This window comes from uncultured Eudoraea sp., from assembly GCF_947490415.1.
In the GTDB taxonomy this organism is placed as follows: Bacteria; Bacteroidota; Bacteroidia; order Flavobacteriales; family Flavobacteriaceae; genus Eudoraea.
In genome coordinates, this window is the sequence record NZ_CANLGX010000004.1 from 177,425 (window position 1) to 199,032 (window position 21,608).

General features: G+C 38.8%; 17 protein-coding genes. 6 read left to right on the plus strand and 11 right to left on the minus strand.

Annotated elements, in window-relative coordinates:
- Positions 1–105: 105 nt before the first annotated feature.
- On the plus strand, positions 106–1,530 hold the full coding sequence (locus Q0874_RS12010) for a fasciclin domain-containing protein (RefSeq protein WP_299163502.1): 1,425 nt from the start codon (positions 106–108) through the stop codon (positions 1,528–1,530).
- 287 nt (positions 1,531–1,817) lie between these two features.
- Here the strand turns inward: Q0874_RS12010 and yidC are convergent, their stop codons facing one another.
- The 3 genes from yidC to Q0874_RS12025 all read right to left on the minus strand — a co-directional run bounded on the left by yidC (position 1,818) and on the right by Q0874_RS12025 (position 5,694).
- Complete coding sequence (yidC, locus tag Q0874_RS12015; protein ID WP_299163504.1) at positions 1,818–3,668, minus strand: membrane protein insertase YidC; 1,851 nt, start codon at positions 3,666–3,668, stop codon at positions 1,818–1,820.
- A gap of 96 nt (positions 3,669–3,764) precedes the next feature.
- Complete coding sequence (locus Q0874_RS12020) at positions 3,765–5,402, minus strand: CTP synthase (RefSeq protein WP_299163506.1); 1,638 nt, start codon at positions 5,400–5,402, stop codon at positions 3,765–3,767.
- 49 nt (positions 5,403–5,451) lie between these two features.
- On the minus strand, positions 5,452–5,694 hold the full coding sequence (locus Q0874_RS12025) for a DUF3820 family protein (protein WP_299163508.1): 243 nt from the start codon (positions 5,692–5,694) through the stop codon (positions 5,452–5,454).
- Between the two features lie 47 nt (positions 5,695–5,741).
- Here Q0874_RS12025 and Q0874_RS12030 point away from each other — a divergent pair, with 47 nt between their 5' ends.
- Positions 5,742–6,608: a TIM barrel protein gene (locus Q0874_RS12030; RefSeq protein WP_299163510.1), complete on the plus strand. Its 867-nt coding sequence runs from the start codon at positions 5,742–5,744 to the stop codon at positions 6,606–6,608.
- A 27-nt stretch (positions 6,609–6,635) separates the two neighbouring features.
- On the opposite strand, the gene Q0874_RS12035 is transcribed toward Q0874_RS12030, so the two are convergent.
- Genes Q0874_RS12035 through guaA form a run of 4 tightly spaced genes read right to left on the minus strand, consistent with a single transcriptional unit; the run spans position 6,636 to position 11,249 of the window.
- Positions 6,636–7,166: a DUF922 domain-containing protein gene (locus Q0874_RS12035; RefSeq protein ID WP_299163512.1), complete on the minus strand. Its 531-nt coding sequence runs from the start codon at positions 7,164–7,166 to the stop codon at positions 6,636–6,638.
- Positions 7,154–7,558: an OsmC family protein gene (locus Q0874_RS12040; protein WP_299163514.1), complete on the minus strand. Its 405-nt coding sequence runs from the start codon at positions 7,556–7,558 to the stop codon at positions 7,154–7,156. Before Q0874_RS12040 ends, Q0874_RS12035 begins: the two co-directional genes overlap by 13 nt.
- Positions 7,555–9,705, minus strand: a complete 2,151-nt coding sequence (locus tag Q0874_RS12045; RefSeq protein WP_299163516.1) for a LysM peptidoglycan-binding domain-containing protein — start codon at positions 9,703–9,705, stop codon at positions 7,555–7,557. The genes Q0874_RS12040 and Q0874_RS12045 overlap by 4 nt, the downstream gene beginning before the upstream one ends.
- 11 nt (positions 9,706–9,716) lie before the next feature.
- On the minus strand, positions 9,717–11,249 hold the full coding sequence (guaA, locus tag Q0874_RS12050; RefSeq protein WP_299163518.1) for a glutamine-hydrolyzing GMP synthase: 1,533 nt from the start codon (positions 11,247–11,249) through the stop codon (positions 9,717–9,719).
- A gap of 78 nt (positions 11,250–11,327) precedes the next feature.
- On the opposite strand from guaA, the gene Q0874_RS12055 reads away from it, so the two are divergent.
- Together Q0874_RS12055 and Q0874_RS12060 are read left to right on the plus strand one after the other, a co-directional pair.
- Positions 11,328–12,053: an SIMPL domain-containing protein gene (locus tag Q0874_RS12055; RefSeq protein WP_299163520.1), complete on the plus strand. Its 726-nt coding sequence runs from the start codon at positions 11,328–11,330 to the stop codon at positions 12,051–12,053.
- 414 nt (positions 12,054–12,467) lie between these two features.
- Complete coding sequence (locus tag Q0874_RS12060) at positions 12,468–13,019, plus strand: pyridoxamine 5'-phosphate oxidase family protein (RefSeq protein WP_299163522.1); 552 nt, start codon at positions 12,468–12,470, stop codon at positions 13,017–13,019.
- A gap of 12 nt (positions 13,020–13,031) precedes the next feature.
- Here Q0874_RS12060 and Q0874_RS12065 read toward each other — a convergent pair whose 3' ends face one another.
- Positions 13,032–14,402, minus strand: a complete 1,371-nt coding sequence (locus Q0874_RS12065; protein ID WP_299163524.1) for an aminotransferase class V-fold PLP-dependent enzyme — start codon at positions 14,400–14,402, stop codon at positions 13,032–13,034.
- A gap of 55 nt (positions 14,403–14,457) precedes the next feature.
- Positions 14,458–16,059, minus strand: coding sequence for a bacillithiol biosynthesis cysteine-adding enzyme BshC (gene bshC, locus Q0874_RS12070; RefSeq protein WP_299163974.1), 1,602 nt, complete (start codon positions 16,057–16,059; stop codon positions 14,458–14,460).
- A 207-nt stretch (positions 16,060–16,266) separates the two neighbouring features.
- On the opposite strand from bshC, the gene Q0874_RS12075 reads away from it, so the two are divergent.
- Complete coding sequence (locus tag Q0874_RS12075) at positions 16,267–18,720, plus strand: M14 family metallopeptidase (protein WP_299163526.1); 2,454 nt, start codon at positions 16,267–16,269, stop codon at positions 18,718–18,720.
- 22 nt (positions 18,721–18,742) lie between these two features.
- On the opposite strand, the gene Q0874_RS12080 is transcribed toward Q0874_RS12075, so the two are convergent.
- Entirely contained in the window at positions 18,743–19,870 is a 1,128-nt protein-coding gene (locus tag Q0874_RS12080) for a DUF3667 domain-containing protein (RefSeq protein ID WP_299163528.1), read from the minus strand.
- Between the two features lie 225 nt (positions 19,871–20,095).
- On the opposite strand from Q0874_RS12080, the gene Q0874_RS12085 reads away from it, so the two are divergent.
- Positions 20,096–20,995 carry an alpha/beta hydrolase family protein gene (locus Q0874_RS12085; protein ID WP_299163530.1) on the plus strand — a complete coding sequence of 300 codons (900 nt, stop codon included), beginning with the start codon at positions 20,096–20,098 and terminating at the stop codon, positions 20,993–20,995.
- A gap of 166 nt (positions 20,996–21,161) precedes the next feature.
- On the opposite strand, the gene Q0874_RS12090 is transcribed toward Q0874_RS12085, so the two are convergent.
- Entirely contained in the window at positions 21,162–21,491 is a 330-nt protein-coding gene (locus Q0874_RS12090; protein WP_299163532.1) for a helix-turn-helix domain-containing protein, read from the minus strand.
- Between the last annotated feature and the right edge of the window lie 117 nt (positions 21,492–21,608).

The following is a 21,608-nucleotide window of genomic DNA, read 5'->3' on the forward strand; positions in this document are numbered from 1 at the left end:
GCTTCAATTTTTCGAATGTTAAACATTTTATAAATATATTTTTTTGTTTAACTTTTATTCTAGTTTTGTTAAACATTAATAATTAATAAATTTAAAATCTTAAAAATGAAATCAAGTCCAAATTTTTTTAAAGCGATACTGGCAAGTCTTGTATTTGTTATATCGTTTTCATGTTCTGATGACGATAATGGTGGCCCAGTGATAACTGATCCGGAACTAAATATTGTCGAAATCGCTTTACAAACTCCCGAACTTAGTATTCTTGTTTCTGCACTACAGGCAGCAGACGGGAATTTAGTAGATTTGCTTGGCACAGATGGCCCATTTACTGTTTTAGCCCCTACAAATGCAGCTTTTACTGCTTTCCTGGCTTCTAATGGTTTTGGTTCCCTGGATGACGTCCCGACAGATGTTTTGTCGGAAATTTTATTAAATCATGTTATTTCAGCTGATATTACTTCAAGTGATTTAGCTGCAGCAGGAGCTGGTTACGCCAGTACGAATGCTTCAGGTGCAGGAGGGAATTTTATCAGCATATATTTTAACACTTCCAATGGAGTACGTTTTAATAATGTTGCAGCAGTAACAGATGGTGGCGCCGATATTGACGCCTCTAACGGAACAATACATATTGTAGATGCAGTTATTCCTATCCCTTCAATACTTGCTCATGCAGCAGCGAATGCGGATTTCAATAGTTTAGCTGTAGCCTTAGGTGCTGCAGACGGAGATCTGATTGATGTTTTAAGTCAAGATGGACCTTTTACTGTTTTAGCGCCAGACAATGCAGCATTCAGCACTTTCCTTGACGGTGCAGATTTAGGTGGTGTGAATACCGCTGTACTTTCTCAGATATTACTGAACCATGTGCTTGATGGCGTAGTTACCTCCTCTGACTTAGTCGCCGGTGGTGCCGGTTATACAAATACCAGTGCAACAGGACCAGGAACAAATGCCTTAAGTTTATATTATAACACCTCTGATGGAGTAGTTTTTAATGGAATTTCTGCAGTAACTGCTGCGGACGTAGTGGGGACAAACGGAATTATACATGCAGTTGATACTGTTATTGATATTCCTACGGTAGTAACTTTTGCAGCCGCAGATCCTAATTTCTCTACTTTAGTGGAGGCATTAACCACGCTAACACCGGGAACTGATTTTGTTAGTATTTTATCAAGAACAGAAGGCAGTAATGCCGATGGGATTAATCCTGATTTTACAGTTTTTGCACCTACAAATGATGCTTTTACTGATTTAGGTGACCTTCCGGGAGAAGTTGCATTGACACAAGTATTATTGCATCACGTAGTGAGTGAGGCAAACCTCGCATCCTCTGCTTTGAATGATGGTGATAATGTTGCCACTACCCTTGAAGGTGATGACATAACCGTAACTGTTATAGGAAACCCTGTTATTGTAACAGATGGTTCCGGAAATGAAGCGGGAATCATTGCTACGGATGTCCAGGCCGGAAACGGAGTAATCCATGTACTTGATTCAGTACTTCTTCCTGATACTACAAACTAATTACAGTATTGGATTTAGTAGACTAATTCAATTATTTGATAGCTGGAACTCCCTTGAACTTCAAGGGAGTTTTTTTGTAGGAAAAAAGTCAAGGATTCTGCTTAGAAATTGGAGACATCAAGTTTGAAACTGTTAGCATACAAAAAATGACCCTTTACAACTATTCTTTTTTTTTAGTATAACTATAGTGCATCTTTGAAATCCCAAATCTTATCAAACTAAACCTACTTAAAGCTAGAAGCCCCGACACAAGTGTCAGGGCTTTTTTCTTTTATAACAAGTTTAAGTTATTTATTCTTTTTCTGTTGCTCTGCCTGATCCATCATCTCCCTCATTTTACGCTGAAACTTATTTTCCTTTTTCGGCTTCTTTTTATTCTCCTGTATCTGAGCGTGTATTTTATCCTCATCCAGAATAAATTTCTTTATGGCTAACATAATAAAGATGGTAATAAGGTTTGAAACAAAATAATACAAACTCAAACCACTTGCATAATTGTTAAAAAAGAAAAGCATCATCAAGGGAGACAGGTACATGATAAATTTCATATTTGGCATACCCGGTTGTGTTTGCATATTCTGTCCTGTGGTCATCATCATATAAAAGAAAATAGCTACTGATGCCAATATCGGAAATAAACTCACATGATCTCCATAAAAAGGAATGGTAAAAGGCAACTCCGCTATAGTGTCATAGGAAGATAAATCACCAGCCCATAGAAATGCTTTCTGTCGCAATGCAAAAGATGTAGGGAAAAACATAAATAGCGCATAGAAAATAGGCAACTGCAACAAGGCCGGTACACAACCACTCATAGGACTCACCCCAGCCTTATTGTAAAGCTTCATGGTTTCCTGCTGCTTCTTCATCGCATTATCCTTATATTTTTCTGTGAGCTCTGTAATTTCAGGTTTGAGAACCTTCATTTTGGCCTGAGACAAATAGGACTTATAAGTAACAGGAGACATCAGTAATCTTACCAGAATAGTCATCACAACAATAGCAATACCAAAGGGTAAAAAAGAACTCAAAAATCCATAAAATGGAGTAAACACATATCTGTTAATCCAGCCAAATATTCCCCAGCCGTATGGAATAGAATCGGCCAGACCCAATTCCTTATATTCAGATAGTACTTTAATATCCGTTGGTCCGTAATACCAATTCATATTATAAGAAAGTTCACCACCTTCCATTTTCAAAGGTGCCAACGTAGCGAATTCCTTGGTTGTTTTTGCTTCTTTACTCTCCTCCTCTACCAAATTCTTCGAACTTAAGGCTGCTGACTCAAAAGGAGTCTTGGTTGCCAGGATAGAACTAAAAAAATGCTGTCTGTAGGAAAGCCAGGTAACCCCATTCTCAATTTCTTCATCATCACCACTCTCAGACAGTTTGCTTATTTTACCTTCCTCATGTTTATAGGTAAGTCTGGTATACCTATTCTCATATTGAATGCTTTTATTATGTCTTATCCCTCTCTGTTTCCAATTTAGATTTATTGGCTGGGCATCATTTATTACCCCACTTAAACCTTGAGAACGAACCGTATAATCCAGCAGGTATTCATCGGGTTTCATCTCGTAGCGAAATTCCAGATACTGATCCGATGCAACCTTTGCTTTCATTGAAAGAACCTGGTTGTCCCCGTTTTTGGACATTGATGGTTCAAAAAACAGATCCTTTGAATCTAATACCCGATTATCCCTGGTTGAAAAATTAATCCCAAAAGAGGCATTTCCGTCTTTTACCAAATAAACAGGTATTGAATCGAAGGTGACAAATTTCTTCATCCTGGCCTCAATTATCTGGCCTCCTTTATTGCTTATTTCCAAAAAGAGGACTTCATTTTCAAGAACGGTAGTGCCTTCCTTAGCCGAAGTAAATCCAAAACCACCTATGGCATTTTTGTAATCAGCAATTGCAACAGAGTCTTGCAGATCAATTTTTGTTTCCGGCAAAACAGCCTGTGGAACGGTTGGCTCCTCCTCTATAACCTGAGACTCTACTTTAGCCCGTTCTGTTTTTTGAGCTTCCAATTCCTCCGGTGTAGGTTGATTTTGGTAAAACCAAAAAATGAGAATACCAAATATCAATATAAAACCGATGATGGAATTTATGTCCAGTTTCTTTTCTTCCATTTAACTTAATTTAAATACCCATCCGTTATGAATTTGGCTTTTGCCTATTAACGGATAGTCCCAAATGGTTTGCAAATATATATCCAATTGTGGAGTTTATGCCAAACTGGCATTAGTTTGTTGTCTTTTGTGCAGCAATACGGCTTTAACAAAGCCTACAAAAAGAGGGTGCGGACTTGCTACAGTACTTTTGTATTCCGGATGATATTGTACGCCTATAAACCAGGGATGAGAAGGCAATTCTATTATTTCCACCAATCCAGTTTCTTTGTTTATTCCCGAAGCCAGCATACCTGCTTTCTCCAATTCTTGCTTGTAATCATTATTAAATTCATAACGATGCCGGTGTCTTTCTGAAATAGAAGTTTGTCCATGGTAAACTTTATGGACAAGCGTACCTTCCAGTATTTCACAATCCCATGCTCCAAGGCGCATTGTCCCTCCCTTATTGGTTACCGATTTTTGAGCTTCCATTAAGCTAATGACAGGATGCTCTGTACCTCCGTCCATTTCAGTAGAATTTGCATCTTTTAAACCTAATACGTTCCTGGCAAATTCAATTACCGCCATTTGCATACCCAGACATATGCCTAAAAAAGGAATATTATTTTCCCGTGCATAGCGCACGGCTTTGATTTTACCTTCAATGCCACGCTCTCCAAAACCGGGTGCCACAAGAATTCCCTGAAGACCCTTCATTTTTTCTTCAAAGTTTTTGGCCGTGATATGCTCTGAATGAATAGGCCTTATGTTTACTTTCACTTCATTTATGGCACCTGCATGAATAAATGACTCCAGAATGGATTTGTAAGAATCCTGTAATTCAACGTATTTTCCAATTAAACCAATGGTCACTTCAGACTTAGGGTGTTTATGCCTGTCCAGGAATTCATTCCATTGATCCAGATCCGGAACCGTATTATCCGGTAAGCCAAGTTTTTGCAGCGCTACGGTATCTAAACCTTCATCCTGCATCATCACCGGTACATCATATATTGTAGACGCATCTATAGATTGTATGACGGCCTCTTTTTTAACATTACAGAATAATGCCAGTTTTTGCTTGATGTCATCAGACAGTTCATGTTCTGTCCTGCACACCAGAATATCTGCCTTTATTCCACTCTCCATCAAGGTTTTAACAGAGTGCTGTGTTGGCTTGGTTTTTAATTCTCCTGCAGCAGAAAGGTAAGGTACCAAAGTAAGATGTATCACAATACCATTGTTATCACCCAGCTCCCAGAGTAATTGCCTCACAGCTTCAATATAGGGAAGAGATTCAATATCCCCTACGGTACCACCGATTTCTGTAATTACAATATCGTATTCACCACTATTTCCAAGTATTTGAATCCGTTCCTTAATTTCATTGGTAATATGTGGAACTACCTGTACCGTTTTACCTAAAAACTCTCCGCGGCGCTCTTTTTCAATTACACTCTGGTAGATCCTTCCTGTAGTTACATTATTGGCCTGCGAAGTCTTTACATTTAAAAATCGTTCATAGTGGCCAAGATCCAAATCGGTTTCCGCACCATCATCTGTAACATAGCACTCTCCATGTTCATATGGATTCAGGGTACCCGGATCTACATTGATATAGGGATCTAATTTTTGTATTGTTGTTTTATAGCCCCTGGCTTGCAGAAGTTTGGCTAAGGAAGCGGCAATGATCCCCTTACCAAGTGAAGAAGTAACACCTCCCGTAACGAAAACATATTTAGTATCTGGCATATTGCACATCTATGTTACGGAGTTCAAAGGTACAAAATGCAACTAGAAATTATCGGGTATCCACCGGAAAATCTTCCCTAATTTTTCTAATGAGTCCCTCCATACCATTTATTTTAACTTCAAGGATGGCCTTCATATGCTCCCCAAGTTTACCTTTAGGAAAATCATTTCTTTGAAACCAGATTAAATAAGCCTCAGGCAAATCAAGCAGGTACCGCTCTTTATACTTGCCAAAAGGCATTTTATAATGAGCGAGTTCAATAAGCTTTTTCCTATCGGGAAATAGTTCCATTATTAAATCTAAATAAATTATCTTTAATACGTTATAAACGATATAAAATGAAACGAAGAACATTCATCGGTTCTTCCGTGGCCGCAACCGTAGGATTAGTTTCTGCTGCAGGCGTTGCCATGGAAGGAAAATCAACTAATACCGGCAATTTAAAAGGAAATATTAACCATAGCGTATGTCGTTGGTGTTATAGCAAGATTCCAATGGAGGATTTTCTTCAGAGCCTCAATGAATTAGGTATTACAGCAATGGATTTAACAGGCCCGGAAGACTGGCCTTTAATGAAAAAGTATGGCATTCATGCATCCATGTGCTGGGGCGCAGGTCTTGGTATTGAAAAAGGTTGGAACGATCCTAAACTGCACGAAGAACTGATAAAAGATTATTTACAAATAATTCCGAAAGTTGCGGAATCTGGCTACACCAATCTGATTTGTTTTAGTGGAAATCGCAATGGTATGAATGATGACGTTGGGCTCAAAAATTGCGCAGATGGGTTAAAACAAATTATGCCACTGGCAGAAAAACACGGTGTGGTTATTCAGATGGAACTTTTGAACTCTAAAGTAGACCACAAAGATTATATGTGCGATCATGCAGAATGGGGCGTAGCTTTATGCCAGGAAATAGGATCTGAGAACTTCAAATTACTTTATGATATTTACCATATGCAAATTATGGAAGGTGACATTATAAGGACCATACAGGAGCACCATACCTATTTTGGCCACTATCATACCGGCGGCAATCCCGGAAGGCATGAAATTGATGAGACCCAGGAATTGTATTATCCGGCCATAATGAAGGCTATTTTAGAAACTGGCTTTAAAGGCCATGTGGCCCAGGAATTTATTCCGACCTGGGAGGACCCAATTGCCGCTTTGAAACAAGGGGTGACCATTTGTGATATATAGCTTAAAAAAGAAAACGAAACCAAATTCTTAATTTCGGAGAGCATCTTTTATTTTCTGATTCCAGGATAGCTGCTGCTCAATATTTCTGGAGTAGTTGGTCTCTTGGTCATAAAGCTGTTGAAATTCTGCAAGCTCCTTATTTATCTGACGATAAATGGCCTTTACTTCAGCTTTCACATTTTTTGTAAATGTGGTGGTATCCATAATTTTACGCATTTTCCTGCCAAACAATTCGGAGATATCAAAATGCAGCTGCTCATGACTTAGAATTACTTCATCACATATTTTTGGCTGATACCATGACCTATCCGGGTAAAAATAAGTACTTATGGTATAATCCAATTCATATTTACCACCTTCTTCTGTAGTAGAAAATTGATAGCTCAGCCCACTTGCCGTAGTGGCAGCGACCTTAGAACCCTCTACGGGTTCGGCTTTGAAATTTGACCAGCTCAACCTTTGTTTGGGGTGCCAAAGAATGGTCTCTTCTTCCTGTGCAAATGACATTGCAGACCATAGAAATACAAAAAAGCCGAATATGAATCTTAGAGATCCCAATGAAATACAATTTCCTTTTTAATATCAGCGTGAAGACTTAATAGTACAGGGCAGGTTCTCGCCGTATGCTCGAGTATCTTTTTTTGCTTCCCGGAAATAATGGAAGGCAGATGCATCTCTATGTCAATCTGAGATATTCTTCTTGGATCTGCGACCATATGCTTGGTGACCTCTGCGTAAGCATTTTTGAGATCAACCTGCATGTCTCTGGCCTTAATACCCATCATGGTAAGCATACAACTGGCTAAAGCCGTGGCAACTGTATCTGTTGGCGAAAAGGCTTGTCCAAGGCCGTTGTTATCAACAGGGGCATCTGTAATGATTTCATTTCCCGAGCGCAGGTGGATACAACTAGTGCGTAATTCTCCTATATAGGTAACTTTTGATGTCATGGTTCCGGATTAACCTGGGTTATTCGCATATCCTGGTACTTCATTATATAGGAAGCCGTATTGTAATATCCGGAAGAAGGTTCATTATCATAATCAAATTTATTTCCGCAATACTCGGTAATCCCAATGATATTTGAGGTCTCAAACAAATTGAGCTTATAAGCCAATTTTAAAAGAAGGTCATAGGTAAGGTCAAAACCGCGTACCGCATACCGGTCGGGATCTGCCCCAAAACGCCTTCTGTATCTTCTCACAAAAGCGTTATTATTAGTTTCTTTATCCACAGAAGGGTATGTAAAATTGAGGTTAGACAAATGAGCCCCTGAGATAACATCATTTTCGAATGCCTTGTTCTTATTTGTAGTAAACATCCGCACTTTGGTGGTATCTGAATTAGATGAATTAAGGATGGAACTTACACTGGACACCACTTTAAAATTATCGGTCTCTACAAATACCCAGTTCTCTGTCTCAAGCGAAAGAAGACTTGCAAATACTTCCAAATCTAATGAAATATTTTCTTCATCTTCCTGAAGATCAACAGATTTGGCCAAAGGAAACTTTTCTTTTATCTGTTCGCCAACCGGCTTATTCTTTGCGTCGGTAATCACAATAATATTCTCATCCGTGATAGAATCTTTAATAAAACCGAGCATACGTTCACGTAATATCTGATCGGACGGAATAGAAAAGAATACATTTTCGAGTTCAAAATCGCTGGTAGAGGCCAGAGGTGCAATTACAGGTACTTTAGCATTTGCAGCCTTAATCGCCACTTCTTTTAAGGAATTTAATTGTAATGGCCCAACGATGGCACTAACACCTTCTAAATTTTCTCTTTGTAGCAGTTGTCTTGTTTTATCAGGATCTAATTGGGTATCAAATGTTTTTACATCCACAGAAATTCCCAGTTCCGAAATGGAATCCAGAGCAACCAATGCACCACTATACAAACCAAGGCTATAACTTATTGCATTGCTTCGTGAAATAGCGTCAGATGCACTCTCAACATCATTAAGGTCTAATTTATCTGTGCGAAAAGGAAGTAAGTAAATTAGTTTTGGTTTATTAATTGTATTGATACTATCCAAAAGGTTTATTTTATCCAGAATCAAAGAATTTTTCACTTCTAAGTTTCCCCTTTGTTCTTTAGGCAGTTTTAATACCATTCCGGCTTTTAGACCTCTTGAGAGATCCGGATTGAGTTCCAGCAATTCATTATAATCAAACCCTAAATTCCTTGATAAGGAGTATATTGTTTGTTTGGGTTTAACTTCATAAAAAATGAAATTATCGGTATTCACCTCATTTTCGTCACTTTTCATTTCCGGTAACCTAATTACCATACCTTCCTTTAACCCCCCGATTTTACCGATCTCAGGATTGAGTCTCACAATATCCTGCGAGCTAATTTTATATTCCTGTGAGAGGCTATATAAAGTCTTTTTGGGTGGAACGGTATAGGAAATATACAATTGTACGTTTTGGTCCTCCAGACTGCTGCCTGCAATTTTAGGAAGCTTCAACTGTTGACCTTCTGCCAGAAAATTCGTCACATCTGATAATTCCGGATTTAATGCAAGAAGGCTATCTATGGTGATCCCATATTTATTGGCAATACTCCATCTTGTTTCTTTTGGCTGAACGGTATAAGTTTCAAAATCAACAAGGTTAATACTGTCTTTTTCAACTTCAACTTTCAGGTATTTTGGGACTTTTAGGCGCATACCCTTTTTTAATTGGCTGGCGTACAATTGGGTATTATAACGTTTGATATCTTCTTCAGAAACATTATACTTTTGAGCAATGCTGAAAATAGTTTCCCTTTTCTTAACCTTATGTGCAATAAACTCAATTGGTTTTTCCTGTTCTTCCTTTGCCTGTTTTAGATTTAAGGCAATTGAATCATTAGCGCTTAATACTTTAGCGCCCAGAGGGATAACAAGTATCGTATTAGGCTTGAGAACGTCACCCTCTGCTATCTCCTTATTGTATTTGAGGATATCAGCGGGATTCACCTTGTATTGCCTTGCAATACTATAGACTGTTTCTCCCACTTTTACGGCATGAGAGCTAAACTGTTGTGCCATGGCCTGACATGAAAACAGTAGAATTGCAGTCGCTGTAATTAAAAATCTTATTGACATGCTTGCAGGTTTTATTCCCATTCTATGGTTGCCGGGGGTTTTGACGAGATATCATAAACCACTCTATTTACCCCTGGAACTTTGTTTATTATTTCATTGGAGGTCTTTTGCAAAAATTCGTAGGGCAAATTAACCCAATCGGCCGTCATGCCGTCCGTGCTTTCTACTGCCCGCAAAGCTACACATTTTTCATAAGTTCGCTCATCGCCCATGACCCCTACACTATTTACGGGTAAAAGCATGGCTCCGGCCTGCCAAACTTCATTATAAAGTCCCCATTCCTTCAAACCATTAATAAAAATAGCATCTACTTCTTGCAAAATACTTACCTTTTCTTCTGTAACATCTCCCAATATTCGTATGGCCAATCCAGGTCCCGGAAATGGATGGCGCCCTAAACGTTCATCTTCTATTCCAAGAGTTGCCCCTACCCTTCTCACTTCATCCTTAAACAACATTTTCAGGGGTTCTACTACTTTTAGTTTCATAAAATCTGGTAATCCCCCTACATTATGATGGCTTTTAATAGTTGCCGAAGGCCCTCCTGTTGCAGATACCGACTCAATCACATCGGGATAAATAGTACCCTGGGCAAGCCATTTGGCATCTTCAATTTTATGCGATTCATCATCAAAAACATCTATGAAAACCCCTCCAATAATTTTTCTTTTCTTTTCAGGATCATCTTCTCCTGCAAGAGCATTCAAAAAACGTGCCGAAGCGTCAACACCTTTCACATTTAGACCCATATGCTCATATTGGTCCAATACTTCCTGAAATTCGTTTTTCCTAAGCAATCCGTTATTTACAAAAATACAATGAAGATGATCTCCAATGGCCTTGTGCAATAAAACTGCCGCCACAGTAGAATCTACACCTCCCGATAGTCCAAGGATAACTTTTTCACTTCCTATCTTTTGTTTTAATTCAGTTACAGTGGTTTCCACAAAAGCATCCGGAGTCCAGGTTTGCTGTAAACCCGAAATATGCACTAAAAAGTTTTCCAGAATCAGTTTTCCCTGTTTGGTATGATATACTTCCGGGTGAAATTGAATACCATAGGTTATTTCCCCTTTTATTTTAAAGGCTGCATTTTGCACATCATTTGTACTGGCCAACCTTACTGCATTTTCAGGTAATTTTTTTATAGTGTCGCTATGGCTCATCCATACTTGCGAATCTTCTCTGATTTCGTAAAAAAAAGGTTCATCTCCATCAATTGAAGTAAGCCTTGCCCTGCCGTATTCACGGGTATTGGAAGGTGCAACATTTCCTCCATGAAAATGAGCCAGGTATTGTGCCCCATAACAAATGGCCAGTAAGGGAATCTTACCTTTTATCTCAGATAAATCCGGATGTGGAGCATCATCTGCCCTGACGGAGAATGGAGAACCAGACAGAATTACTGCTTTATAATCTGACAGGTCTTCCGGTGGGCGGTTATAGGGTTTAATTTCGCAGAAAATATTAAGTTCCCTGACCCGTCTGGCAATGAGTTGAGTATACTGGGAACCAAAATCTAAAATAAGGACGTTGTTTTGCATGGGCAAAAATAGTAATTCAGTACATTTTCAAACACAAGTTTTAGGTATATTTATAACATCTTTATTAACGTCATAAGAATGAAACATTTAAATGCTATAATTTTTGGGGTCGCTATAATCATTGCCGCTAATTTTTTGGGTAGCGCTTATGTAAAACGTTCAAATCCTGCACGCGTAATTTCCATTACGGGGCTGGGAAATGAGAACTTTACATCAGACCTTATTGTATGGGAAGGACGCTTTGTTGCCTTTAATACAGTTTTAAAGACCGCTTTTGAACAATTAAATAATGACAAGGAAATAGTAAGGGATTATCTGGTATCCAAAGGAATAAGTCCTGATAACATAATTTTTAATTCTGTACAAACGATTGAGCAACGGGACAATAAGTACGAAAACGGAAATTTTGTTGGTACAATTTTCCGGGGGTACGAGTTATCACAATCTGTTCAAATAGAATCGAGTGATGTGGCTCTGGTGGAAAAAGTATCGCGTGAGATCACGGAACTATTAAATAAAGGGGTTCAGTTTAATTCCTCACCTCCCCGTTATTATTACACTAAATTATCTGATCTTAAGATCAAAATGATTTCAAAGGCGACTGAAGATGCGCGTATCCGCGCCGAAAAAATAGCAGAGAATTCCGGAGGCACTTTGGGTGATCTTATTACTGCACGTATGGGTGTTTTTCAAATTACCGGACAAAATTCAGACGAGGCTTACAGCTGGGGCGGGGCTTATAATACTGCTGCCAAAAAGAAGACTGCTTCTATCACTATGCGGTTGGAATACAAGGTAAAATAAGATAATTTGGGGGTTATTTTCAATCCTTTACAATATTATAGTAACGATTTATATAAAATAACTTAAATACCTGGTTTAAAGTTTTTTAATTAAATTCCTACAAATAGTATTTTAACAAATTAATACTGTTTTTATTTAAATATTCTATGGTTTTAGACTATGCATTAAACTGATTTGAAGGAATACAAAGATTATGAATTATTTTAAGTAAGAAAATATAGTTAAAAGAAAAAGCCCCGACGATGATCGCCAGGGCTTTTCAAATCAAAAACCAACCTAAACACATGAACTTGTTATGACACAATTTTATCTATAAAAAATGAACTTTTTCATAGCAATTTATATATATAACAATCTTCTCTAAAAATACCCTACCTCATTTTTTATTTTTTTACCTTTATATAGATGAAACCCATGGAAAGAACAGATCAGATTTTTAAAGATTTACAGGAAGAACTAAAAAAAGGAAGCACACAAAAATCGCATCCTTTTCGCTACTTTACCCTGGGTACGGTAGGTTTGGATCGTTTGACCAGGCAAAGAACATTGGTTTTAAGAAAGGTTTCTGATGAACTCCTACTTTCTTTTTATACTGATTTACGCTCAAAAAAAATTATTCATATAAAGGAAAATAATAAGGTGGGGTTATTATTTTATAATCCTGAAAAGCTCTTACAAATAAAAATTGAAGGTATTGCTACCATAATTAAAGGAAAGGCTATAGAAGAAACTTATAATAATGGTATTCCGGAAAAAGCTCGCAAGGATTATACCACCGCCATGGCACCGGGTACGCCGCTCGAGGATCCAGCGGTCATAGAATACCTTAAAAAGGAGAATCACTTCTGTGTAGTTGAAATTACCCCTTTTAAAATAGAATACCTTAAATTACAACAGCCTGAGCATCTGAGGGTTCGATTTTCCAGGCGACAAGAACTTTGGAGCGGAGAATTCCTTGTGCCATAAAACCGGCTCAATTCATTTCATAGTATCCAAAATAACCTGAATATCCTCTTCAGTGGTATCCGGATTAATAAAACAAAACCGGGCTACTGTTTCAATACTTTCTTTGGTTTTCCATTTACTGGGTGTTACCAGGGCTATCCCATCCCGGTGATTTGTATACGTCCAGTTTTTATAATCATCCGCAGACCAGCCTTTACGTCTGAATAGCACGCAGGATAGACCTGGCGGCCGAATCAATTCCAATTCAGACCGGGATGAAATTAATTCCCCGGCCAAATTAGCTAATTTAATTCCTCGTTCCACCGCCCATTTATATTTATCTGTTCCGTGCATAGCAAGTGAAAACCACAACGGTAATCCCCGCAACCTCCTGGTTAATTGTATCTGGTAATCACAAGGATTAAACCCTTGCGCGCCAGGGTCTTTAAAGATATCCAGGTAAGAACCTTCCTGAGAATGAGCAGCTTTCGCCAATTCGGGATCTCTATAAATAATAGCTCCGCAATCATATGGGGAGAACAACCATTTATGGGGATCTATGGTTACACTGTCCGCTTTTTCAATTCCATTAAAAAGATGCCTAACAGAATCTGCTGCGAGAGCGCCACCACCATAGGCTGCATCTACGTGGAACCAAAGGTTAAGTTCCTTACAAATTTTTGCGATACCATTGAGGTCATCCACAATCCCAGCATTGGTAGTACCCCCGGTAGCTACCACTGCAAAAACCCTATCCACGGTATTTTCATCCAGGGAATCAATTTTTTCCTGCAGGGCTTCGGCCGTCATTAGATCATCTGTTTCCACCAGGAGCAGATCGGCATCAATTACTTTTGCCATGGCCTTTATAGAAGAGTGTGCACCCACTGATGTGATGATGCATCCCTTTTTATTTTGATTTTCATTACTCTTTCGCCAATATTCCCGTGCCGTTACTATAGCCGATAGGTTGGCAGCAGTACCTCCGCTGGTAAAAACACCAAAGGCACCTTCGGGCATCCCGGTAAGTGATACCAGCCACCTCATGGCTTCATTCTCACAGAAAATACCGCCTGCACCTTCCATCCAATAGGCCCCGTGTATACTGGATGCGGAGGTAACCAGGTCAAACATGATGGCTGCACGTGTGGGAGCTGCAGGAACAAAAGCCAGATGCCTTGGATGATCTATCGGAACGGTTGCTTTTACCAATACATCACGAAAAAGACGAAAGGCATTCTCTCCACCAATACCAGAAGGAGTGATGGTCTCCCCTGCCTGGCGCTTTAATTCCTCTTCTTTCCTGGGTGCTCCCATTTCTGGTGACTCATTCGTAATTCTATGAATGGCATATTTCATGACATCGAGGGTCATCTCTACCAACTCTATATCCACATTGTGCATGAGCTTAGTTTTTATCAAAAGTACTATGGAAAAGAAACCTATGCCATTAATTGGCTTAGTATTTTAATACCAAAAATTCCTGTTTTAAAGGGTTTAGTGCAGCAATTAAAAAAGGGATAAGTCCGTCTCCCATTTCCAGATAGAGTTCAGAAAAATTTAGAGAACGTTCTTGCAGAGATTGATTAGGGAATAACTTGTTCTGGAGTGCTGTTAATCTAATCACCTGGTCTTTAAGTTTTATTTTCTGGGCTTTTAATAATCTTTTTTCCAGATGGTTAAGTCCGTTTATTTGCTTTACTTCCTGTGCCTTTATCGCACCCAGGAAGGACTTATCTGTTTCTTCGGCCAATTGGTAAAGCGCTTCAAACTGATTTCTCAGATGCTCCCTTTGACTGGAAAAATCGATATCAATATTAGAAATTTCCCGAATCCTTTTATTAATAAGACTGTTTTGCTTTAAAAACAAATCCGCCGGATTTAAATCTAAATTTTGAATTTTTTTATTCTCCTTTTCTGATAGCATCAGAGCCGAATTTCGCAACAGCAAGATGGGAAATGGAACTTTCATGGCGTCAAAGGACGATCTAAGCTCAAGCCAATAGGCCAATTCGCCGCCTCCGCCAATATAACAAAGGTTAGGAAGGACTACTTCCTGGTAAAGGGGCCTGGTAACCACATTCGGTGAAAATCTCTCAGGATGGGCATCCAGTTCCATGAGTATTTCATCCTTTGTGAATTGAATTTTAGTATTGTTAACATAAAAATCTCCGTCTTTTTCCAGAAGCCTTTCCCTAATCTCATCTTTTAAGTAAAAATGATTGATCTCCCTAGGGTTAACCTGAATGTTGTAAGAAGAAGACACAGTTTCAAGGGCAGTAATAGTCTCATTTATTTTTTTATAAGGCAGGTTATCAAGGATATCCTTCTTTATATAGGGTATAAAAAGGTTTTTTAGTTTAATGTTATCGCCATCTACGATGACCAAACCGTACTCTCCAAAAAGGGTGTTGGCCAGGTATCTGGTAGCTTCAGAAAGTGAATTGTGCTCCAGGTAGGCTTTTTTGAAAAGATCCTTAAGATTTTCTGCATGGGTATTATGGCCCACTTCCTTTGAAAAAGTCTCAAATACAGCTTCTAAGCCTTCTGTACTTAACGTTCCTACCGCTCCGGAGGCATCGCGGTTCCATTGTATCTTTTTGTTGTGGAGATTAAAATAATTAATCTCATCAAAATCATGATCTTCTGTGGCCATCCAGTATACCGGTACAAAATTATTCCTGGGATAGGCTTTTTTTAAAGCTTTTGCAAGATTTATAGTACTGATAATCTTATATAAAAAATATAAGGGACCAGTAAATATATTCAGCTGATGACCAGTAACTATCGTAAAGGTTTCGTCCTGTGCTAAAGCTGAAATATTAGCTACTGTGGTTTTTGATGCCTTTACACCCTGGTATTGTTCTTGAAGTACCTCCTCTAGTATTTTCCTGTTCGTCTGCGGAAAGGTATTGGACTTCTCCTCCATTTGAGCCTTAAACTCTTCAATCTTTGGAAACCTGTTGTAAAAGGGTTTTAGCTTCTTGTTTTCGTCCAGATAGTCGGAAATAAGTGAAGAAAAATATCCGGTTTTTTTAAATGGTATACAGGCTACTTCCATAGAAACTTCTAAAATCCGATCAAAGATAAAATTCTCGGGTTTTACTCTTCCCAAAAATACGTTAAGATGTATTAACTACATAAAAATGAGGAACCAATTCCTTGAAAGCCGTGTACTTTGGCGACCCTTAAACGAATAACACCGAACTTAAAATGTGATTTCCCGAATAATCCTTAGCTTTAGCGTCCTAATTTGAAACCCCAGTTTATGAAGCGACTTTTCCCTGTAGTGGTCCTCCTAATTACTATCGCTTTAAGTGCACAAGAACTAAAATCACCCTCAGAATTCCTGGGCTATGAGCTAGGCACCAGATTTACACGTCATCATCGGGTAGTAGATTATTACCAGTATCTTTCTGAGGCTGCAAAAGACCGTATGCAATTAAAAGAATACGGAAAAACAAATGAACAAAGGCCACTGCTTTTGGCCTATGTTTCATCGGTGACAAATATGCAGAATCTTGAAGCCATAAGGGAGGAGCATTTAAAAAGCACCACTGGAACGGGTAAATCTACAAAAGCTATAGTATGGCTTAGCTATAATGTGCATGGGAATGAGAGTGTAAGCACAGAAGCTTCTATGCAAACCATTTATGAACTTTTAACCAGCAAGCAGGCCTATCTGGAAAACACAGTGGTAATTATGGACCCCTGTATTAATCCGGACGGCCGTGACAGGTACGTGAACTGGTATAGTCAGTTTAAAAACACCCCTAATCAGTTAAACCCGGACAGCAAAGAGCATAATGAAGGCTGGTGGAGTGGGCGCAGCAACCATTATATGTTCGATTTAAACCGTGATTGGGCCTGGCTTACCCAGTTAGAAAGCCAGCAGCGGCTTCGCTATTACAACAAATGGCTGCCTCATATACATGTCGATTTCCATGAACAAAGCATGGATTCCCCTTATTATTTTGCGCCGGCATCAGAGCCGTTTCATGAAGTTATTACAGATTTTCAACGAGATTTTCAGGTGACCATGGGAAAGAACCATGCTAAATATTTTGACGCCAACGGCTGGTTCTACTATACAAAAGAGCGCTTTGATCTGTTTTATCCCAGTTATGGGGACACCTACCCTACCTACAATGGCGCTATTGGGATGACCTATGAACAGGGAGGCGGAGGCAGGGCCGGACTAGGAGTTATTACAAGCAATGGAGATACCCTGACCTTAAAGGACCGGATTGCGCACCATCATACCACAGGAATCTCTACCGTGGAAGTTGCGGCCAGCAACGTGACAAAATTAAATAAGGAATATCAAAAATTCTATCAACCTAAAAATTATAAATACAAAAGTTATATTCTGAAAGGCCCGGAAGATCATATGAGGGCACTTACCCAACTTCTGGACCAGCATCAGTTGAGTTATAGTTACGGAACCGGTGTTAATGTAAAAGGGTTTAATTATAAAACCGGTAAAGCAGGGAGTTTAAGGACTAATTCAGAAAGTCTGATCATTTCTACCAACCAGACCCGCGGAACATTGGTAAAGGTCCTATTTGAACCTGATGCCAGGCTGAGTGATTCGCTTACCTATGATATAACCGCATGGTCACTGCCTTATGCCTATGGATTAGATGCCATTGCTTCAGAGAGTTTGATCAGCAATACTTCACAGAAAGAAAATTCATCCAAAAAGGAGGCTTTGAACGCAAATACATACGCCTTCCTGACGGATTGGAACGGCATGGATGATGCGCGATTTTTAGCTGAATTACTTCAAAAAAACATAAGGGTACGTCAGGCTCAAAAGCCATTCACATTGGAAGGCAACCGTTATGAAAGCGGAAGTCTTATCATCACGAAAGCTGATAATGACGGAAGAAAGAATTTTACCAAAATACTAAGTGAAGCTGCCGAAAAACATCACAAATCATTAACCGCAGTTAGCAGCGGCTTTGTGGATGATGGAAAGGACTTTGGATCACGTTATGTACTAATGATCCCCGCGGTGAAGGTAGCCGTTCTGGCTGGTGAGCCAACCTCTACCTTACGTTTTGGTGAAATATGGCATTTCTTTGAACAGCAGTTGCATTATCCGGTTACTGTTTTGGATGAGAACTACATAAACTGGGTGGATCTTTCCAACTATGAGGTGTTGATTCTCCCCGGAGGCACAGGTTATGAACGATTTATGGATACAGCCTTGCTCAGCCGACTCAAAGAATGGGTAAGCCAGGGTGGCAGACTTATTGCCATGGGCAAGGCTATTGCCTCTTTGGACGGAGCGGATGGATTTGACATATCTGCCAGGGAAGAGGAAAAGGATAGTACGGTAAATCTGGTGCAACCCTATGAGAACTTGCAGCGGGAGGAGATTAAAAACGACATTACAGGGGCCATCTTTAAAACAAAGGTAGATACTACGCATCCGCTGGCCTTTGGGTATAAGGATACTTATTTTAGTCTGAAACTGGCAAGTGACAGCTATGACTATCTGGAAAGCGGTACTGTGGCTTATATTTCCAAAGATACCTTGCCGGTAGCGGGTTTTGCAGGCAGTGAAGCACAGAAAAAAATGGCTAAAAGCCTTGTTTTTGGAGTAGAGAAGCACGGAAAGGGCCAGGTAGTTTACATGGTAGACAACCCTCTCTTCCGCGGGTTCTGGGAAAATGGCAAACTTTTTTTTGTGAATGCTATCTTCATGGCCAAATAGCCATATCACACCATAATTACGTTTAATAAAGCATAAAGGCCACCATTACAATTCCGATTGCAGCAACAGGCACAATAATGAGCATATACAGGAAAGAGATTATACTGGCTTTAAAATAAGCACCTACCCAGGAACTCCTGTAAAAATTTCGCAGGGCAATCATAAGGTAGATGGTAAAAGAGAAGCAGATAAGCACTTGCAGCCAAATGGGGACCTCCCATACTTTATTCAACAGGAGAATGGTGCAAAAGGTAGTAAATATAAAGGTGAAGAAATAAAAGCTAAATACGAGATGGTGGGCAAAAACAGCCGGTTTCCAGTAAAATATTTTCAGAAGCAAGGCAAAAAGTGGCAAAAGAAGAAACATTGCCACAGGAATAGTATCATATAACGCCTGCAGGATGCCCCCACCCCGCTGCTCATAAAACTTAAGCATTTGGGTGTAGAATCTGCGGGTAAATGCACCTGCATCTTCCTTCATCCCCATCGCCTTTATTTTTTGTTCTGTCGGGGCTCCAACAGCTATAAGGGAGTCTAACTTATCGCGGTTAAAACCAATATCTAAACTTACAACCTCGGGTTCTGCTGCCATTACGGAATCTATTTCCTTTATTTCTATGTCTGATAAGCCAATCATTTTCTGATTTTTTTTCAGGGCCTTTTTAGCTTCGGCAAGCGCCAATGAATCCTGTTTTAGTGCAATAGAATCCATATTGATCTCCTGTTCCATCCCTTTTTTGATTACTTCAGAAACTTCGCTATCAGCCTTTCGGATGGTAAAAGAAAAGATAAAGAAGAATATAACCGAGATAAAAAGGTAAAACTGTGCCGGATGCAAGTATTTAAGGCGTTTTCCATCTACAAACCTCCGGGCCAGTACGCCGGGTTTTGTCATAAGGGTCCCAAAACTCCTGAAGAACCTGGCATCTATGGAGATATAATTATCTATGGTATTGCTAAAGAGGACTCCAATAGTAAGGTTATCTGCAGTTTCCTGCCCACAGTAAGGGCAATAGTCAAAGGATGCATCGAAAATTTTTTCGCAATTTTTACATTGTTCAGTGGTTGGTATTATTTCAGAAGTCGACATATAGATAACTTTGAATAAAAATACAAAAAGCTGGGATACTTCAAACTTCTTTTTCTTCATCAAGTTATTGTAACCGGCTCGCAGGGATGCATTTTACTTTTAAGAATACCCGGAGGCTTTTATTAATGAAGCACAGCTATTTTGTGTATAACTCATTGCGGTTGAATTCCTAATCGGAATTCATTGCAATTTGCTATCTTTCCGATACGGCGGAAAAGTCCGTTGGCCATTTTCCGCAACGAGCCATACACTAGACCGTTCGTAGTCATTAGATTATAAATAATAATGTTTCTAAATAGACAAGTCACTTTAATATTCGTTATCAACTTTGTACTTAATTTCAATTTGAGTGCACAGAAAGGTCAATTACTAATTGATTTAAAAATTAATAGTAAAATTCTACAAAAAGAAATACTATATAATATCTATTTGCCCGTTGGATATGATTCGAGCGTGAAGAAATATCCTGTTCTTTATCTTTTGCATGGAAGCGGACCTCAACCAAATGCACATCATACCTGGTTTAATAGAATGAACATACAAGAGGTAATGGATTCTGGAATCAACACTGGTAAAATTATTCCAATGATAGTAGTGATGCCAGACGCTGAAGTAACTTTTTACATGAACAATATCAATGGAGAATACCAATACGAAGATTATTTTATTAGCGAATTAATACCTTTTATTGAAGAAGAATATAAAAGCCAAAACGATAAAATATTTAGAGGAATTGCCGGTGGTTCGATGGGAGGATATGGAGCCATAGTGTACAGCCTACACCACCCTGATTTATTTAGTGTTTGCGCTTCAATGGCTGCAGCTATCAGGACTGATCAACAAATTAGAGATATGCCATTTGAAAAATTTCAGTATAACTATCGAAGTGCTTTAGGATATATCAAGGAAGGTGATGAAAGAATTACGGAATTTTGGAATTCATATAGTGTTCTAAATCTAATTGATAATACCTCAAAGGAGAGAGCAAGCCAGGTAAAGTATTATTTAGATATAGGTGATGACGATCATTTATACAAAGGAAATTCTCTTTTTCACATCCGTATGAGAGATTTAGAAATACCGCATGAATATAGAGTGAGAGATGGGAAACATAATTGGGACTATTTCAACGAAACACTCGTTCATCTAATAGCTTTTATCAGTGAAGAATTCAATAATAGATAAACGACTACGAACATTATGTATGTAATCATAGCCACGCAAAGCTACCACACAGACCTAAGCTACGTTTCATACACAAGACCGTTGTACTTCATTTTTGATAAAATTCAAAATATCTAAAGGATTAGTTCTAAAAACAAAAGCCAAAAAAGAATTATTTCATTATAAATTAATATTTATTCAGAGACATTTGATTTTCTCCCCAGCTCCTCAATTGTCTAATTAATGGAATCAATTCTTTACCTGTTTTGGTAAGTGAGTACTCAACTTTAGGAGGAACTTCCAAATATACTTTTCTTGAAACCAACTCATCGGATTCCAATTCTTTGAGTGTCTGTGTAAGCATTTTAGGGGTGATTCCCACAATAGCCCTTTTTAATTCTCCATATCGTAAAAAACCATCTTTAAGTACCCATAAGATTCTTCCTTTATACTTACCTCCAACCCTTTTAAAGGCATAATCTACGGGGCAATGTGCCTTTTCATTATTTATTTTCATATTTATTATAATTATAACACACTGATATTCAACAATAGTATACTTTTTGTATGTACAGCACAATAAAGTATGTACTTGTCAAATATATACTTTATATCGTTATTTGTATTCATATGC

Excerpts from the sequence above, each read along its gene's own strand:
- Q0874_RS12010 (WP_299163502.1), top strand. The coding sequence starts at position 106 with ATGAAATCAAGTCCAAATTTTTTTAAAGCGATACTGGCAAGTCTTGTA.
- Q0874_RS12055 (WP_299163520.1), top strand. The coding sequence starts at position 11,328 with ATGAAACATTTAAATGCTATAATTTTTGGGGTCGCTATAATCATTGCC.
- Q0874_RS12030 (WP_299163510.1), top strand. The coding sequence starts at position 5,742 with ATGAAACGAAGAACATTCATCGGTTCTTCCGTGGCCGCAACCGTAGGA.
- yidC (WP_299163504.1), bottom strand. The coding sequence starts at position 3,668 with ATGGAAGAAAAGAAACTGGACATAAATTCCATCATCGGTTTTATATTG.
- Q0874_RS12090 (WP_299163532.1), bottom strand. The coding sequence starts at position 21,491 with ATGAAAATAAATAATGAAAAGGCACATTGCCCCGTAGATTATGCCTTT.
- guaA (WP_299163518.1), bottom strand. The coding sequence starts at position 11,249 with ATGCAAAACAACGTCCTTATTTTAGATTTTGGTTCCCAGTATACTCAA.
- Q0874_RS12020 (WP_299163506.1), bottom strand. The coding sequence starts at position 5,402 with ATGCCAGATACTAAATATGTTTTCGTTACGGGAGGTGTTACTTCTTCA.
- Q0874_RS12085 (WP_299163530.1), top strand. The coding sequence starts at position 20,096 with ATGTTTCTAAATAGACAAGTCACTTTAATATTCGTTATCAACTTTGTA.
- Q0874_RS12075 (WP_299163526.1), top strand. The coding sequence starts at position 16,267 with ATGAAGCGACTTTTCCCTGTAGTGGTCCTCCTAATTACTATCGCTTTA.
- Q0874_RS12025 (WP_299163508.1), bottom strand. The coding sequence starts at position 5,694 with ATGGAACTATTTCCCGATAGGAAAAAGCTTATTGAACTCGCTCATTAT.
- Q0874_RS12045 (WP_299163516.1), bottom strand. The coding sequence starts at position 9,705 with ATGTCAATAAGATTTTTAATTACAGCGACTGCAATTCTACTGTTTTCA.
- Q0874_RS12065 (WP_299163524.1), bottom strand. The coding sequence starts at position 14,402 with ATGCACAATGTGGATATAGAGTTGGTAGAGATGACCCTCGATGTCATG.
- Q0874_RS12080 (WP_299163528.1), bottom strand. The coding sequence starts at position 19,870 with ATGAAGAAAAAGAAGTTTGAAGTATCCCAGCTTTTTGTATTTTTATTC.
- bshC (WP_299163974.1), bottom strand. The coding sequence starts at position 16,059 with ATGGAAGTAGCCTGTATACCATTTAAAAAAACCGGATATTTTTCTTCA.
- Q0874_RS12040 (WP_299163514.1), bottom strand. The coding sequence starts at position 7,558 with ATGACATCAAAAGTTACCTATATAGGAGAATTACGCACTAGTTGTATC.
- Q0874_RS12060 (WP_299163522.1), top strand. The coding sequence starts at position 12,468 with ATGGAAAGAACAGATCAGATTTTTAAAGATTTACAGGAAGAACTAAAA.